At 71.2% G+C, this 16,637-nt stretch carries 9 protein-coding genes; 5 read left to right on the forward strand and 4 right to left on the reverse strand.

The annotated features are described in order from the left end of the window. The first annotated feature begins 44 nt into the window (after nucleotides 1-44). From OWR29_RS02110 to OWR29_RS02125, 4 genes are all read left to right on the forward strand, one after another. Nucleotides 45-1,214: a Cys-Gln thioester bond-forming surface protein gene (locus OWR29_RS02110; RefSeq protein ID WP_267560547.1), complete on the forward strand. Its 1,170-nt coding sequence runs from the start codon at nucleotides 45-47 to the stop codon at nucleotides 1,212-1,214. Between the two features lie 64 nt (nucleotides 1,215-1,278). Beyond that, nucleotides 1,279-4,299: an ATP-binding protein gene (locus OWR29_RS02115; RefSeq protein ID WP_267560549.1), complete on the forward strand. Its 3,021-nt coding sequence runs from the start codon at nucleotides 1,279-1,281 to the stop codon at nucleotides 4,297-4,299. A gap of 72 nt (nucleotides 4,300-4,371) precedes the next feature. Continuing rightward, complete coding sequence (locus tag OWR29_RS02120) at nucleotides 4,372-4,749, forward strand: response regulator transcription factor (protein ID WP_267560550.1); 378 nt, start codon at nucleotides 4,372-4,374, stop codon at nucleotides 4,747-4,749. Nucleotides 4,750-4,824: 75 nt separating this feature from the next. Further along, a complete protein-coding gene (locus tag OWR29_RS02125) occupies nucleotides 4,825-5,385 on the forward strand; it encodes a dihydrofolate reductase family protein (RefSeq protein ID WP_267560551.1) in 561 nt (186 codons plus the stop codon). Nucleotides 5,386-5,440: 55 nt separating this feature from the next. Here the strand turns inward: OWR29_RS02125 and OWR29_RS02130 are convergent, their stop codons facing one another. The 3 genes from OWR29_RS02130 to OWR29_RS02140 all read right to left on the reverse strand — a co-directional run bounded on the left by OWR29_RS02130 (nucleotide 5,441) and on the right by OWR29_RS02140 (nucleotide 13,011). Further along, a complete protein-coding gene (locus OWR29_RS02130) occupies nucleotides 5,441-10,660 on the reverse strand; it encodes a diguanylate cyclase (RefSeq protein ID WP_267560553.1) in 5,220 nt (1,739 codons plus the stop codon). 73 nt (nucleotides 10,661-10,733) lie between these two features. After that, nucleotides 10,734-11,294, reverse strand: a complete 561-nt coding sequence (locus OWR29_RS02135; RefSeq protein ID WP_267560554.1) for an RNA polymerase sigma factor — start codon at nucleotides 11,292-11,294, stop codon at nucleotides 10,734-10,736. 1 nt (nucleotide 11,295) lies between these two features. Beyond that, nucleotides 11,296-13,011 carry a zf-HC2 domain-containing protein gene (locus OWR29_RS02140; RefSeq protein ID WP_369077348.1) on the reverse strand — a complete coding sequence of 572 codons (1,716 nt, stop codon included), beginning with the start codon at nucleotides 13,009-13,011 and terminating at the stop codon, nucleotides 11,296-11,298. Here OWR29_RS02140 and OWR29_RS02145 point away from each other — a divergent pair. Continuing rightward, complete coding sequence (locus OWR29_RS02145; RefSeq protein WP_267560556.1) at nucleotides 12,906-16,421, forward strand: penicillin acylase family protein; 3,516 nt, start codon at nucleotides 12,906-12,908, stop codon at nucleotides 16,419-16,421. The genes OWR29_RS02140 and OWR29_RS02145 overlap by 106 nt on opposite strands. On the opposite strand, the gene OWR29_RS02150 is transcribed toward OWR29_RS02145, so the two are convergent. After that, nucleotides 16,416-16,637: a 2TM domain-containing protein gene (locus tag OWR29_RS02150; RefSeq protein WP_267560557.1), complete on the reverse strand. Its 222-nt coding sequence runs from the start codon at nucleotides 16,635-16,637 to the stop codon at nucleotides 16,416-16,418. The genes OWR29_RS02145 and OWR29_RS02150 overlap by 6 nt on opposite strands.

The following is a 16,637-nucleotide window of genomic DNA, read 5'->3' on the forward strand; positions in this document are numbered from 1 at the left end:
CGTGGTTGAATGCCCCGGCACACGTGATCACGGGGGAGAAGTAAGTGAGAAATCGTTTGTCGGGGCTGATTCCTGCCCTCCTGGCCGGCGCCGGGCTCGTGCTCGGCGCGGCCGCGCCGGCGATGGCGGCCGACGAGCCGCTGACGGCCGTCGCCTGGCCCGACGGGACATCGCGCACGCTGCTGCTGGGCGGGACGCCGACGGTCGTTCGTGGGCTGCAGATGGCGGAGACGCGCGGTCCGTCCGTTCCCGCCTTCTCGCTCGAGTTCAGCCGCACGGCCCCGGCCGGCTCGGACGATTACGCCAACGTGACCTGGGCCGAGGCCGGCAACAACAATCTGGCGTACGCGCAATGGGTGATCGAGCACGGCTACCCGTCCGTCGGCCGCGACCAGCTCGTCGCGGCCGCCGGCGCGAAGGTGCCGCCGCGCGCCTCGGCCGCGACCGTCAACCAGCTGCTGCGCCTGGGCACGCAGGCCGCCATCTGGAAGCGCACCGACAACGTGACGCTCGGCGCCTGGCGCGCCAATGCCGGCCTGGGTGCCGAGAACGAGTACGCCGTCATCAAGAAGGTGTACGACTACCTGACCCGGGCCCGCGAGGCGACGGGCGAGCCGCACCGCACGGTGACCTTCGAGGAGCCGGGCTACGTCGACGCCCCCGAGCTGGTCGTCAACGGCCCCGGCCGGATGGCGCTGACCGTCGAGAACGGCTACGCCATCACCGACAGCCGCTACGACGGCGGCACCTGGCTGATCACCCACGTGATCAACGGAGGCGGGGTGGCGTTCGTCCGCTCGATCGACCCCGACCGGATCACCAAGGTGACGGCCACCGCCGAGCACGGCGTCACGCCCGGCCTGGTCTTCCAGGCCGACGACGCCCCGCTGGTCACGCCGGCCCGCGCCTACGGCGACCCGGTCTCGGGCACCTTCGAGAAGAACTACCCGAAGTACAACGGCCCGGTCCCGACGCCCAGCCCCGCTCCCGGCGGCGGCGGCACCACCGAACCCACCGCGCCGGCCTCGCCGAGCGCGTCCCCGACGAAGACGGCCGCCCCGGCTCCGGCGCCCACGGACGGCGGCGAGGGCGGCGGCCTGCCGGTCACCGGCGCCCCGACCGGCGCCGTGCTGGGCGGCGGCGCGCTGCTGCTGGCCGCGGGCGCCGTCGCGGTGCTGCTCGTGCGGCGCCGACGGCTGCGCTTCACCGCCTGACGGCTCAGCCGGTGGTTCCCGGTGCCGATGGGTCTTGAGAGACCACACGCAGGACGGGGGACCCATGAGCTGGCGCTCGTCGGCGGCGCGCACGCTGGGGTTCTCGCTCGCCTTCCTGGCCGCGACCTGGGCCGGCCGGCTGACGGTCATGGACGAGACCAACCTGAGCCTGGTCTGGCCGGCGGCGGGCGTCTCCGCGGTGTGGTTCCTGGTGCAGTTCGAGTCGCGGTGGCGCTCGGCCGACGTCGCCGCCCTGAGCTTGATCACTATCGTGGTCAACATGGCCACCGGGGCCTCGCTCTCGCTGGCGGTCTGGTTCGTGCTGGCCAACGTCGTGCAGGCCGGGTTGTTCGCCTGGCTGGTTCGCCGATGGGTGGTGCAACCCCTTACTCGTACGCGGGAACTGTGGCGATTGATGGCGGTCGCCCTCGTCAGTACGGCGGGCGGGGCGCTCATCGGGCCGACCGGCGTGTGGGCGGTCTCCGGCTCGTACTCGTGGCCGGCCACCGCGGTCTGGATGACCCGCAACACCGTGAGCATTCTGGTGCTCGCCGCGGTCTGGTTCACCTGGAGCCACGCCCGCGAATTGCGACTGCGTCTCGAGTACGTCGCAGTAGTGGCGTTGTCGGTCGGGGCTTACGCCGCTGTCTTCGGCATCAACCACCACCTCCCGCTGGCCTTCACCGTCATCGGCCTGACCGTGTGGGCCGGCTCGCGCCTGAACACCGCCTTCGTCGTCCTGCACGGCCTGGTCTTCGGCACGACGGCGGTGCTGTTCACGCTGCACGGCTCGGGGGCGTTCGCGTTCATCGGCTCGCACCCGGCCCGGGCGTTGGTCGCGCAGGCCTTCGTCGGCATGATCGCCGTGGTCGGCCTGGCCCTGGCGCTGGGCCGCGACGAACGGGTCGCCCTGGTCCGGCAGCTGCGCACCGAGCAGGAGGCCACCGCCGACCAGGCCCGGCTGATGACCGCCATCGTCAACTCGATGGTCGAGGGCCTGCACGTCGTCGACGATCAGGGCCGGCTGCTGCTGCGCAACCCGGCCGTCCGGCGGCTGATGGGCGGGGTGGTCAGCGATTCCGAGCACATCGGCCGGCCGGACTACTACGGCCTGTTCCACCCGGACGGAACCCCGGTGGCGCCCGAAGACGTGCCGCACCGACGCGCCCTGGCCGGCACCGACGTACGAGGGATGGACATTCTCGTCCGCAATCCCGGTGTTCCCCAGGGCCGTCTGCTCAGCGTCAGTTCGGCCGTGGTGCCCGGCGACCGGAACGGCGCCCGCTGTGCCGTCACCGTGTTCCACGACGTCACCGCCGAGCGCCGGCACCGCGACGAGCTGGCCGCCTTCGCCGGGGTCGTGGCCCACGACCTGCTCAACCCGCTGGCCACCGTCGAGGGCTGGACGGACTGGCTGACCGACGCCCTCGACGAGCCCGGCACGCCCGACGACCCGCAGGCCCGCGACGGGCTGGGCCGGATCAGCCGGGCCGCCCGGCGGATGCGCGGCATGATCGACGACCTGCTGGCGTACACCACCGCCCGCGACGCCGCCCTGACCCCGACCCTGGTCGACCTGGGCGCGCTGGCCAACGACATCGCGATCGCCCGCATCGACCAGGCGCAGAGCGCGGGCACGCCGGTGCCGGCCTTCGACATCGGCGAGCTGAGCCCGGTCTACGCCGACCCGGTGCTCGTGCGGCAGCTGCTGGAGAACCTGATCAGCAACGCGATCAAGTACACGGACGCGGGAGTGGTCCCACGGCTGCGCATCCGCACCGAGCACGCCAACCACCTGGTCACCGTGACGATCGACGACAACGGCATCGGCATCCCCGAAGGCCAGCACGAAAGCATCTTCGAGAGCTTCCACCGGGCGCACCGCGCCGCCGGCTACAGCGGCACCGGGCTCGGCCTGGGTATCTGCAAACGCATCGTGGAACGGCACGGCGGCCACATCTCGGCTTCCGCCTCTCCGGAGGGCGACGGCTCCCGCTTCACGTTCACCCTGCCCGCCGACGCCACCATCGCGCCCCCGCCCGAGGAGGAGGCGCCCGCGCCCGGCGTCACGCCGCCGTCCTCGTCGTCGCCGTCCTCGTCGTCTCCGGACGGGGAGGAGGAACAGCTTTTCGCGGCGGCCGGCTTCGAACACGCCTCGCAGCTCGTGCTCGACTACCTGCACGAGCAGCTGCCGCTGGCGTTCTGGGCGGTCACCCGCGTCGAGAACGGCCGGCAGACCTACCTGTATCTGGACTCGGACAACGGGTACGGGCTGCGCCAAGGCCAGAGCCATCCGTGGGAGGACAGCTTCTGCATCCACATGGCCGCCGGTGACACCCCGGCCGTGGCGGTGGACGCTCAAGCCGTACCCGCGTACGCGAAGGCCGGGGTCAACAAGCTGATCAACATCGGCACGTACGCCGGGGCGGCCATCACCGAGCCGGACGGCACGTTGTTCGGGGCGATCTGCGGGCTGGACCCCGAGGTGCGCGCCAACGACCCGCGGCTGGCCGAGGCCGAACCGCTGCTCGTGCTGCTGGGCCGGCTGCTCACCGCCGCGTTGGCCAACGACCGCCTGCAGGACCTGGCCACCAACGCGCTGCTGCGCGAGCAGCTGAGCGCCGACACCGACGCTCTGACCGGGCTGCCCGACCGGCGCGGCTGGCAGCGCATCGTCGAACGCAACCAGGCCCGCTTCGAACGGCTGGCCGACCCGACGGTGGTGGCCGTGATCGACCTGGACGGGATCAAGACGATCAACGACACCCGCGGTCAGGCCACCGGCGACGCCTACATCAAGGCCGCAGCGGTGGTGGCTCGGCGGGCCGTACGCGACACCGACTTCGTGGCCCGCATCGGCGGCGACGAGTTCGGCCTGGTGCTGCCCGGATGCACGCCGGCCGGCGCCGAGGCCGTCATGAGCCGCATCGCCGCCGAGCTCGACGCGGCCATGGTCGGCGCCTCGGTCGGCTGGGCGGCGGCCGAGCCCGGGGAGGGTCTGGAGGCCGCCCTGGACCGGGCCGACGCCGCCCTGTACGCGGCGAAGCAACGGAAACGCTCCCAACTGCTCTCGTCCCGCTACTGAGAAGGTCTCGTACGGCGGCGGGCCCGCCCGATAGATGTGGGCATCAGCCCCCTCTCCCCAGGAGCGTCCGCCATGACCTCAACCGTGCTGATCGCCGAGGACGACGAGGACGTCCGCGACCTCGTGGCCCTGCGCCTCGCCGCGGCCGGATACCAGACCGTGACGGTCAACAACGGCAACGACGCGTTGACCGCGGCCAACTTCCAGCACCCCGACCTGGTCGTGCTCGACATCGACATGCCCGGCCTGGACGGGCTCTCGGTCTGCCAGCAGCTGCAGGGCATGGCCCGTACGTCTCGCATCCCCGTGCTGATCCTCAGTGCCCGGGGCCGCGACCTCGACGCGAGCTACGGCCGCTCGATCGGCGCCAGCGAGTACATGGCCAAGCCGTTCGACTCGGCCGACCTGGTCGAGCGGGTCGGCCGCCTGCTGGACGACGCCCGCCGCTGAGCGGTTGCATTTCGCAAGCAGTCTGCCTACGGTGAACTCTGGTTGCAAGGTGCAACCAGAGTGGGAGGCGCAGGCATGGCCAAGCTGATCAACACCGACATCGTGTCCCTGGACGGCTACGTCAACGACGAGAACGGCAAGTTCGGCTGGAGCGAGCCGGTCGAAGAGGTGCACCGCTTCCTGAACGACCTCGACCGGGGCATCGGAACGCATCTGTACGGCCGCCGGCTGTACGACGTGATGGCCTACTGGGAGACGGCGCACGAGCAGCCCGGCCACCCCGACTACATCCTCGACTACAGCGAGATCTGGCGCTCAGCCGACAAGATCGTGTACTCGTCCACGCTCGACGAGCCGCGCAGCGCCCGCACCCGCATCGAGCGCACCTTCGACCCGGCGGCGGTGCGTGCCCTGAAGGAGTCGGCCACGCGCGACTTGGCGATCGGCGGCGCCAACCTGGCCGCCCAGGCCCACCGCGCCGGCCTGGTCGACGAGATCTGCCTGGTGATCTGCCCGGTAATCATCGGCGGCGGCACCTCAGCCCTGCCCGCCGGCGTCCGCCGCAACCTGACCCTTTTGGAACATCACACCTTCTCCAAGGGCACGATCTTCGCCCGCTACCGAGTCGACGGCTGACCGCCCAGCGTCGCCCCCCGCGGCCGGCCGGTGGCGGCCACCCGACCCGGACCGGTCAGTTCGGGTAGGCAACGACGCGGTCGCGGCCGGTTTGTTTGGCCTCGTAGAGTGCTCGGTCGGCCTGGGTGAGCAGCTGGTTCAGGTCGGGGGCGTCGTCGCGCGAGCAGGCCAGGCCGACGCTGATCGTGACCGGCAGCAGGCCGGCCGCGGTCGGGACCGGGTCGCCCGAGACCACCCAGTGCAGGCGGGCTGCCAGGTCGGCGGCCAGGGCCGGCGTCTGCGGGGTGACCACGGCGAACTCCTCGCCGCCGTAGCGGCCCAGCACGTCGAGCGGGGTGACGGCGCTGCGCAGGCGGTCGGCGACCACCCGGATGACCTCGTCGCCCACCGGATGGCCGTACGTGTCGTTGATGCTCTTGAAATGGTCGATGTCGATCATGATGGCGGCCACCGGGTCGCGGCGCAGGCGGCCCGCCTCGGCGAAGAAGTGGTTGCGGTTGTTCAGGCCGGTCAAACCGTCCATCGTGGCCATCCGGCGCACCTGGCTGAACAGGCGGGCGTTCTCGTACGCGGTCATGCCCTGCCCGGCGATGGCCGCCGCCACCTCCGCCTGGGCCTCGGTGATCGCGTTCCGGCACCCGACCAGCAGGATGCCGGCCTGCTGGTCGTGCTGGGCGACCGGGATGGCCCACCAGCTGCCCACCGGGCCGAGCAGGTCGTCGAACCCGGCCGTGACGGTGGACGTGCGCGGGCCCTGCAGATCGAGCAATTCGGCCGGTACGGGGTAGATGTGCCGCCCGATCTCGGCCGTGTCGCCGTGGGCGGCCGCGACCACCAGCTGGCCGTCCGCCGCCCCGGTCAGCAGCACGGCCGCGGGGGCATCGAGCGTACGGGAAAGACTGCTCAGCAGGCGACGCATCACCTCGTCGGGATCGAGCGACGAGCTCTGATCGGCCATCGCCGCGCGCAGCGTCTCGGCCACGTCGCGCTGGCGGCGGGCGGCCTGCACCGCCACCTCGAGCTGGGCCGCCCGCGCGGTCTCGAGCGACACCGCGATGTGGTTGGTGATCGCCTTGAGGATGGCCACGTCGTCCGCGGTGAACACGCCCTTGGCGATCCGGCTGTCCAGATAGACCACGCCGCGCAGCTGATTGTCGAACTGCAGCGGCGCGATCAGGATGCTGCGCAGGCCGTGCACCTGGACGCTGTGCGAGCCGAGCGCCTCGCCCTCCTCGCTGCCGGTCACCACGATGGGCTCGGCCGTCCGCCGCACCCGCTCGACCAGGGTCGCGCTGTAGCCGGTGAGTTGCCGCAGGTCGTGCCCGCCGCCGTCACGGCCGACCAACGGCACCAGCTGGCCGTCGCCCGGACCGGGCAGGAACAGCAGGGCCCGCTCGGCGCCCAGGATGCGCAGCGTCTCGTCGAGCGCCACCCGGGCCAGTTCGCGCGGGTCGAGCACGCTGGCCGAGGCCAGGCTGACCTGCTGCAACGCCTCGAGCCGGCGCCGGAACAGGTCGGTCGGGCGGTGGCTGTCGGTGGCGGCCCGGACGGGACTGGCCGGTTCGGGCCGCCCGGCCGGGAACTCGTCCTCGACCCAGCGCACCCGCTGCGGCCACTGCTGCTCGGTGGCGATGGTGTGGGCGGCCTTTGCCTGCAGGGCGGCCGAGGCGGTCTGATTCAAAGCGGTCAAGGCCCTTGCCCGTACGCGGGCCGCCTCGAACGCGATGAGCGGGGCGTCGAGCGGCAGCAGCTCCACCTCGACATCGGCCAGCAGCCGCACAGCCTCCAGCGGCCGCCCGTCGAGCCGCTGGAACTCGGCGTGCGCCACCTGGTGGAACCCGCGCAGCGGCTTGTCGGTCGCCTTCTCGCCCAGCCGGTCGACGGCCTGCTCGGCCGCCGAGCGCAGGGCCTCCCGGCTCTCCGACAGCCCCGCCCGGTGCCAGCGGGCGAGCCGGCCCAGCGCCTCGAACACGAAGAACACCCGCTGCTCGGGGACCATCGAGCCGGGCTTCATCCGCAGCGCCGCGAACTCGGCCGTGAGCTGGTCGAACGGCTCACCCAGCTGGTCGGTCTCGAACAGGGCGACCATCCGGGCCCCGTACAGGTTGATCAGCTGCATCGGGTTGTCCGGGTTGGCCAGCAGGAACCGGCGCAGCGCCTCGATGTGCGAGGCGGCCTCGTCGGCCCGGCCCAGCTGAGCGGCGATGATGGCGGCCACCGCACGCACCGCGGCCCCCTCGGCCTCGGCGCCCGGACCGAGCCGGGCCCGCCCGCGACGCAGCCAGGCCTCGGCGTCGGCGGTGCGCCCGCGCTTGTAGAACTGCATGCACACGCCGCCCACGCCGGTCAGGTAGTCGCCCAGCTCGAGCCACTTCTCGTGCTCGATCAGCACCCGGCCCCAGATGTGACTGTCCTCGTCGCGGCCACCGAAGTGGCTGCCCACGCCGCGCTTCCACTCGACGTAGCCGACCAGTTCCGGGTCGCCGCTCTCGGCCGCGACGGCGGCGGCCCGGTCGAACAGGCGGTCGGCGAACTTCGGCTTGCCGGCCACGTCGGCGATGACGCCCAGCCCGGCCATGTGCTGCGCGTACTCGCGACCCGGGCCGAGCCGGTTGATCGGATAGAGCGCGCGGAAGCTCATCACCGCCCGCATGACCCGGTGCATCCGCATCGACAGCGAATAGGTGGCGATGTCGTACAGGATGGCCTGCAGCCGATAGCGCTCTCGGCGGCGGCCGTCGGCGGTGCCGAACCCTATTCGCGTACGCCCGACGAAGAGCCCGAGCAGCAAGGAGATCAGCGTCGTCACGGCCAGGCCGGGCCGGCTACGCGGCAACGGTGAGCCCAGCTCGGACAGTCCGCGGCGGACGGCGTCGAACGCGCGGTCCGGGTTCCAGGCGCTGTTGTGGACGAGGGCCACCAGGGCCCGGATCTCGGCCCGGCGCAGCTTGTCCGGCTCGCCGCGCAGCGCCTGGTCCAGGTGGCGCAGGGCCTGGGAGAAGCGGCCGGTGCGCGCGCAGCTGGTGCCCAGCGCGACGAAGAACCCCGGCTGCGGGGTCAGCCCCGCGGCGTCGGCGGCCCGGGCGGCCACCTCGAGGAACTCGCGGGCCTCGGCCGGCGCGTGCTCGGCCAAGGCCAACCGGCCGGCCGCGTATCCGCTGAGGTAGACCCGCTCGGGCCGGCGACCGGGTTCACCGCGTGCGTAGTGGCGGGCCGTCGCGTACACGAAACGAGGACTGTCGAGGCGGGCGTTGTCCAGCACCTCGGCGATGCGCTGGTGCAACCGGCGTTCCGTCTGCCCGTCCAGTCCGGCCAGCAGGGCCTCGCGGATCCGGTCGTGGCGGAACCGGTAGCCGTCCGGACCGGAAGCGATCACCAGCCGCCGCGACTCGGCCTCGGCCAGCAACGCCCGGGCCCGGCGGGGCTCGCTGTCGCAGACCGCCGCGACGAGGTCGGACGGGAACCAGCGCCCGGCGGCGGCCCCGGTGATCAGCAGATGGCGGCTCTCCAGCCCGAGGCCGTCGATGCGCTGCAGCACCAGGTCGGCCGCGTCGCCGGTGACGTCGATGCGGTCCAGGCCGGCCAGGTCGAGCCGCCACTCGCCCCACGCCGGCGAGATCAGCCCGGCGTCGATGACCGCCCGCACGTACTCGCCGACCGTGAACGGGTTGCCGCCGGCCCGCGCCGCGAGTTCCCGCACCTGCTCACCCGGCAGCTGCACGGCGCCCAGCAGATCGTCGACCAGCCGGGCCACCGCGTCCTGCCCGAGCGGGCCGAGCGTGATCCGCGTGTCCAGAGTGGTGTCCATGTCCGTACCGAACCGGTCAAGCGCCGGCGCGTCGCCCGCGCCGTCCCGGGCGGTGGCGATGACCAGCAGGGGAGTGGCGGTCAGGCGGCTGGTCATCTGCTGCAGCACGCGGCGGGTCGGGCCGTCCAGCCACTGCACGTCGTCGATGTGCACGACGGCGCCCTGGAACTCGTCGGCCAGCCCGATCAGGAACGCCGACACCGCGTGGGTGAACTGCTCGTGCCGGCTCTGCTCGCCGATCTCGGGCATCTGCACCAGGTCGGCCAGCAGCGGCGACAGGCTGTGCAGCAGCGGCCCGCCGCGCCCGGCCGCCCGGCGCAGCCGTTCCACGGCCTGGTCGCGGTCGCGGGCGGGCAGCCGCTCGACAGTGCGCAGGTACCGCTCGACGGCGACTCGCAGCGGCGCCAGCGGCACCGGATCGTCCGGCATGCACTTGCCGTGCAGCACGAGGTCGCCGTCCACCGCGACGGCGTTGGTCAGTTCGCGTACGAGCCGGGTCTTGCCCGCCCCGGCCGGGCCCTCCACGATGACCGCCCCGCCGGTGCCGTCGCGGGCCTGCAGCCAGCGGTTGGCCAGCGTGATCATCTCTTGGTCGCGGCCGACCAGCAGCACCGGCCCGGCCGGCTGGATCGGCCGCCGGTCGGTGGCCACCGGGAACGGGCCCGCGGCGGCCCGGCGCAGGTCGCTGAGCAGGCTCTCGCCGCTCTGGTAGCGGTCGTCGGGGTCCTTGGCCATGAGCGTGGCGATGATCGCGGCCAGGGTGGGCGAGACGGCCCGGTTGCGCTCGTGGGCGTCGGGAATGGGCGCGGTGGCGTGCAGGCGGATCAGCTCGCCCGCGTCCGGCGACCGGTAGGGCGGCTCGCCGGTGACACATTCGAACAGCAGGACACCCAACGCGTACAGGTCGGACCGGCCGTCGACCGGACGTTTGAGCATCCCGGTCTGCTCGGGCGGGCTGTACGCCGGGGTGCCCGCGACCCCGCCGTCGTACGCCCCGTCCCGCACGGCGAGACCGAAGTCGATCAGGCGCGCGGTGCCGGCCGGCTCCACGATGACGTTGTCCGGCTTGATGTCGCGGTGCACCAGCCCGGCGCTGTGCGCGGCGGCCAGCGGCCCGGCCAGGTCGATCGCCAGCCGTACGGCCATGTCCTCGTCGAACGGCCCGCGGCGCAGGGCCTGGGTCAGCGAGGACCCCTCGACGTACTCGAGGACCAGGTACGGGCCGGCGACCGTCTCGCCCACCTCGAAGATCCGGGGCAGCAGCGGATTCCCGACGCACCCGAGCAGGGCGGCTTCCCGCCGCACGGCCGTCAAGGCGTTCGGGTCGGCCGAGGACAGCACCTTGAGCGCATACTCGTCGCCGTGGCGGCGGACCCGGTAGACGGCCGTACCGGCCCCGCGCCCCAGCTCCGAGATCACCTCGAAGTCCGAAAGTGATCCGGGCGCCGTTCCGAAGATCGCGGTCAACGTGTCCTTCCCCACCCCTGCGAGCTATCCGGACGGTACGCCTTGGCCAGGTCAGACACCAACCATCGAAGGTCTACGGATGAATGCCCTCGGCGGTGAGCCGCTCGCCGATGCGGTGCAGGGCGTTGCGCAGCCGCCACTTGGCCGTGCTCTCGGGGATGTTCAGGGTGCGCGCGACCTCCCGGTAGGTCAGTCCGTCGTAGTAGGCCAGCAGCACCGCCTGGCGATGGGGCGCGGGCAGCGCGGCGACAGCCCGCCGCACATGCGTGTAGGTGACCGAGACCAGAGCGGCGTCCTCGACGTGATGGTCCGGCTCGCCGTAGGCCCCCGCCAGCAGGGCGTTCTCCTGCGTACGGCGCCGGCGCACCCAGTCGATGCCCCGCCGCCGCGCGATCATGCTGAGCCACCCGCCGAGCGGCGCACGGTGTGGATCGAACCGTTCCGGCCGCTGCCAAAGGTCGACGAACACCTCCTGAGTGATGTCCTCAGCGGCGCCACGGTCGCGAGTCATGTGCAACGCCATGCCGTAGACGATCGGGCTGTACGTGTCGTACACCTCGGCCAAACTGTCTTCGGACCCAGCGACGAGGCCGTCCCGCAGCCGAACGTCGTCCGCCGTAGGAAGCGATCGCATCTCAATCACAACCCAACGTGGCCGCGACGCTCAGCAGCTTCGTGGCCGCTTCTCGGTCGCCACTGATCACGGCACCGGAATCGGCCGGGGTCAGCCGCCCCGCCACCAGCCGGCAGAACCGCTCAGCCGGCAACGTGATCTCCGCGACCGGTTCATGCAGGCCAACCAGGTTGGCGCTGACGCCGGTCAGCGCCGAGCTGGCGACCGGCTCATCCGGCCCGACCAGATAGGTATCGACGCCGGCCAACGCCGAGCTGGCGACCGGCTCATCCGGCCCAATCAGGTGGGTGCCGACCCCGGTTAAGGCCGAGCTGGCGACCGGCTCATCCGGCCCGACCAGGTGGGTGCCGCCGCCGGTCAACGCCAAGCGGACCGTGTGGTTGTGACCGGCGGCCTTCAACGCCGCCGGCAGAAGAGACAGTGCAAAACCGACGATCCCCGCGGTTTGGCCCCCAGCCGGCGGACGCGGCGGCAGCCCGAGCACGGCCCGCACGTCCTCGGCGTGGATCCAGGTCTCGAACCCCCGCTGGATCAGGGCCTGTCGCACCGGCCGATGCACTTCGGCCCGCCCCGCCAGCCGAACCCGCCGATCAAGCAAGGCCCCGTCGTCCCGGTCGGCCGCCTCAAGAATGGCGTCCGCCTGCGAACGCCATTGCACCCGTACGTCCGGGTTCGACCGCCGCGGCCCGACATCAGCCGCGCCGGCAACCAGAGCGTCATTCTCCGACAGATGCACGATCATCGCCCGAACACTCGTATGCGGCCGCGACGGCCTCTGCCAAAGCTCAGCGGGCAGGTCACCCAACAGCCGATCGAGCTCAGCGACCTGGACGCGGTAGGCGTCACCCGGCCGCGCCTCGTCCAGCCGTCCGTCTCCCAGTCGCGCAGAGTCCGATCGCGTCTCAGCCGTTCGCGCGTCGACCGGCTGCGCCGCAACAGGTCGCGTGATCTCTGCGCTGATCAACCGTTCGCCGGCGGACTGAGCGATGTCAGATTGCGCGTTTGCTCGTTGCCGTTCGTCAAGTTGCTCGTTTTCTGTCCGTGCACCGTCGTTTTGCGCGTTTGTTGTTCGCGCGTTGTCCACTTGAGCGTTTGATATTCGCGCGTCGTCGGACTGCGCGCCGGCTGTTCGTGTGACGTCCGGCTGCGCAGTGCTTGCCTTCGCGCTGGTGGTTTCCACGATGACGGGCTGAGCGACCTCGGGTTCCCGGTCCTGGCCTGCGGCGGATCCCGTTCGCCTCCGCGCAAGTGGTTGCGCACTCGCTCGTTGCGGTTCGTCGAGTTGCGCGTTTACTGTCCGCGCACCGTCGTTTTGCACGTTTGATGTTCGTGCGTTGTCCGCTTGAGCGTCTGCAGTTCGCCCGGTGCCCGAGTGCATGTCTGTTGCTTGAGCGGTGTCCGGGTGCGCGTCCTTTGATCGCGCGGTGACCGGTTGGGTGGCTGGTGGTTGCGCGGTGTTGGGCTCGGGAATGGCTTGTCGGGTGGTGGCTGGGCGGGCGGCCAGGGCGGCGGCCAGCACTCGAGGGCGTAGGGCTGGGTCGGGTGGGCGGGCGGCGGTCACTCCGATCCACTCGGCTGTGCGCGAGAGGGTGTCGACCTCGGCGGCGCAGGATGGGCAGCTTCGCAGGTGCTCGGCGACGGCCATGGTTTCGGCCGGGGAGCACGCGCCGACCGCGTAGGGGCCGGCCAGGTCTCCGACGTGTCCGTTCTCGATCATTTTGTCTCCGATCCGGCGACTCCGCGCAGAGTTGCACCGCCGATGCGCATTTCGTGTCGGCAACCCGAAACTGTCGCGAGGGAGACATGAGCGAGAACCGTCCAAATGTGCGCGCCCGGCGAACGAAGGTTGTCCATTCGTTGCTCGAGGGGAGTCGTTCGATGTTCGGATCGCTCATTCCGATGCTCGCTGTCGGCACATTGGCTGCCGGCTTGTTCGGCGGAGTTCCGCCGGCCGCAGGGGCCGGCCTTGACGGTGGCGATTGCTGCGTGCGGTCGCTGCGGGCCGGGGTCGACGTCGTGGGTGGCGCCACCGGCATGCGAGATGTGCGGGCCGGGGCCGGCGTTGCCGGGGATGCGTCCGGCATGCGAGATGTGCGGGCCGGGGCCGGCGTTGCCGGGGATGCCTCCGGCGTGCGAGATGTGCGGGTCGAGGCCGGCTTTGCGAAGGGCGCCTACCGCGCGCGAAATGGGCAGGCTGGGGCTGGCATCGCTGGGGACGCTCACCGCGTGCGAAGTGGGCTGGCCGCGGTCGGCGCTACCGGAGACGCCTACGGCGTCCGTCGACTGCGTGCGGGCGGCGAAGTTGTGCGGGACGGGTATGGCGTGCCGCATCTGCGGGCGGGAGATCAGTACGGGTTGTTCCGGCTGCAGGGGTGGGTGCATGCCGAGGATCGGTTGTTTCAGATGGACGTTTCGCGGCGGCGTGGGGCTGGGACGTTGGCTGAGCTGATCGGTGGTGGCGCGCTGGCGAGTGATGTTCAGATGCGCACTTTGGGGCTGCGGCGGGCGGCCGAGAAGGGGCTCGCTGTGCTGTCGGGGGAGACTCGGGCCGCGCTCAAGGCGTACACGGAAGGGGTCAACGACAGGATTGCGAGCGGGGACCTGCCTGAGCAGTACAAGACTGTGCGAATCACGAAGGTGGCGCCTTGGACTGAGGTGGACAGTCTGGTGGTCATCAAGACGCTCGCGTTCAGTTTGTCGTTCGACCTCGACATCGACCGCAATACGGCCGTGCGCGGCTACCAGGCGGCGGGCTTCGACGGTCAGAAGGCGGTGTTCGGCGACTTGATGCCGTTCGCGCCGTTCTCCACCGCGTCACCGGTGAGCGATTCCGCCGCCAAGCCCAGCGCCGCGCCGGCGGGGGCCGCGTCCGCTGCCGAGCTGGGCGTCGCGCCGTCGGTGGCCGGACTCAGTGCGAAGAAGGCCGCTGTGCCGTCAGCGGCCGACGCTGTAGCGAAGCCAGCTGCCGTGCCGTCGGCGGTTGACGTTGTAGCGAAGAACGCTGCCGTGCCGTCGGCGGCCGACGCTGTAGCGAAGCCAGCTGGTGTGTCGTCACTGCCCGATGCTGTAGCAAACTCGGGCACGAAGAAGTCTGCGGCCGATGCTGTTGCGAGGCGGCATGCCGTCTCGTCGGCGGCTGGCTCCGCGGCAAGCGCGAACGCGAAGAAGTCGGAGCGGGTCGGGGAGCTTCCGCTGGCGGTTGTGCGTATGGCGGGTGAGTATCTTGCGCGGGCGAAGCGGGCGCCACTCATTGAGGCTGCGCTCAATCGCAGTGGGGATCGCGGCTCCAACTCCTGGGTCATCGGTGGGCGGCACACCGCCAACGGGCGGCCGATTCTGGCCAGTGATCCGCATCTGAGCCTGGAGACGCCGTCCACGTTTTATCCGATCGACCTGCGGGGCGGCGGGTTCGACGTTCAGGGTGACAGCCTGCCCGGCACGCCCTTCGTGATCCTCGGGCAGAACCGGGACATCGCCTACGGCGCGACCCAGCACTTCATGGACGTCAGCGACACGTACGCCGAGAAGGTTGAGACCGACGCGGGCTCGCCGAGCGGGCTGGCGACCGTCTATCAGGGCCGTCGCGAAGCTGTGGTGGCGATACCGGAGACGTTCCGGGTCAACCCGCGCACGACACCGGACACCCTGGAGACAGCGCCGCCCAGCGCGACCGTCCCGGAACGCACCCTCATCGTGCCCCGGCGTAACAACGGGCCCCTGTTGACGTACGACCAGAAGGGCGGCACCGGAATCTCGGTGCAGTACACCGGCTTCTCTCCGACCGCTGAGCTCGAGGCCTTCCGCCAGTTCAACCTCGCGCGCGACGTCGGCGACTTCCGCCGGGCCCTGCAGCATTTCGATGTGGGCGGGCAGCATTTCGTGTACGCCGACCGGCGCGGCACCATCGCCTACTTCACAAATGCCGAGGTGCCGATCCGCGAGGATCTGCAGGCCGGAAAGGTGCGGGGCAACCCGCCTTATCTGCTCCGCGACGGCACCGGCGGCAATGAGTGGCTTCCCGTGCGCCACCGTCAGCCAAACCAGACACTGCCGTACGAGATTGTGCCGTTCGCCGAGATGCCTCAGGTGGTCAATCCGCCGGCCGGGTTCGTCGTTTCGGCCAACAACGACCCGACGCGGAACAGCTTCGACAACGACATGCTCAACCAGCGCCGGCCCGGCGGCGGGATTTCGTATCTGAGCTTCTTCCACAACGGTTTCCGGGGCGGCCGCATCACCGACATGGTGAGGGCGGCCGTGCGCAAGGGCTCCGTCACCGCGGCCGACGTCGTCCGGATGCAGGCCGACACGACGGCGCTGGACGCCCAGTACTTCGTGCCCATGATCCCAGCCGCGCTGTCCCGCGCCCGCGGCAGCTCGGTGCCCGCGCTGGCGAAGCTGGCCCAGGACGAGCGCATCGTCGAGGCGGCCGGGCGGCTGAACCGGTGGGATCACACCTATCCGACCGACAGTGCGGCCGCCTCGATTTATGTGCTGTGGCGGGGCCGCTTCATCGTCGAGGTGTTCGACCGCCACCTGAAGAGCGGGCTGGCGGTTCCGGGTGACTTTCACGCCATGCAGGCGCTCAAGCGGCTGGTCGAGCGCGGGGGCGTGGGCGAGTCCGGCATCGACTTCTTCGCCGTGCCCGGCCTCACCGATCCGACGGCCCGCCGCGATTACCTCATGCTCAAGAGCCTCGGCGACGCGTTGACGCTGGCCGCGAGCGACAACTTCAAGGCGGCCTTCGGCAACTCCACCGACCAGCGCGACTACCGCTGGGGCAAGCTGCACCGGATCACCCTGGTGTCGCCGCTCGGGCCGCCCTACACCGTCCCGTCCGCGGGCAACCGGTTCACTCCGCCGCTGCCGGGGCTCTCCGGCATCCCGGTCGACGGCGGCGCCAACGTGCCCGACGTGGCCGGGCATCCGCTGCGCGCCGACGACCCCGAGAAGTTCACGGTCAGCCTGGTGCCGGCGCGCCGCTTCGTGGCCCAGGCCGAGGCTTCCTGCTGGCGCACAGTGGATTCCCTGCCGGGCGGCGTCAGCGAGCGCCCGGGCCACCCGTACGAGCAGAATCTCTTGCGCGGCTGGCTGGCCAACGAGACGTATCCGCTGACTCGCTCATGAGACCGCCGCGGCGCGGGCCCGCAGCGTCCGGCGGGCCGCCCAGACGTGGAAGCCCAGCCCGATGCCCCAGCCCACGATCGACCACAGCGGCCAGAAGAACAGTTCCGGCGTGGCGTAGTACCAGGTGAAGATCTGGCCCACGTTGGCCAGCACGTACCACGCGATATGGATCCACAACCACCATCGGATGGCGGCGTCACTCGGTTGCGTCGTCAT

Origin of the sequence: Paractinoplanes pyxinae (genome assembly GCF_026626335.1) — a bacterium.
GTDB lineage: Bacteria > Actinomycetota > Actinomycetes > Mycobacteriales > Micromonosporaceae > Actinoplanes > Actinoplanes pyxinae.

Excerpts from the sequence above, each read along its gene's own strand:
- OWR29_RS02115 (WP_267560549.1), top strand. The coding sequence starts at position 1,279 with ATGAGCTGGCGCTCGTCGGCGGCGCGCACGCTGGGGTTCTCGCTCGCC.
- OWR29_RS02120 (WP_267560550.1), top strand. The coding sequence starts at position 4,372 with ATGACCTCAACCGTGCTGATCGCCGAGGACGACGAGGACGTCCGCGAC.
- OWR29_RS02125 (WP_267560551.1), top strand. The coding sequence starts at position 4,825 with ATGGCCAAGCTGATCAACACCGACATCGTGTCCCTGGACGGCTACGTC.
- OWR29_RS02135 (WP_267560554.1), bottom strand. The coding sequence starts at position 11,294 with ATGCGATCGCTTCCTACGGCGGACGACGTTCGGCTGCGGGACGGCCTC.
- OWR29_RS02145 (WP_267560556.1), top strand. The coding sequence starts at position 12,906 with ATGGGCAGCTTCGCAGGTGCTCGGCGACGGCCATGGTTTCGGCCGGGG.
- OWR29_RS02140 (WP_369077348.1), bottom strand. The coding sequence starts at position 13,011 with ATGATCGAGAACGGACACGTCGGAGACCTGGCCGGCCCCTACGCGGTC.
- OWR29_RS02150 (WP_267560557.1), bottom strand. The coding sequence starts at position 16,637 with ATGACGACGCAACCGAGTGACGCCGCCATCCGATGGTGGTTGTGGATC.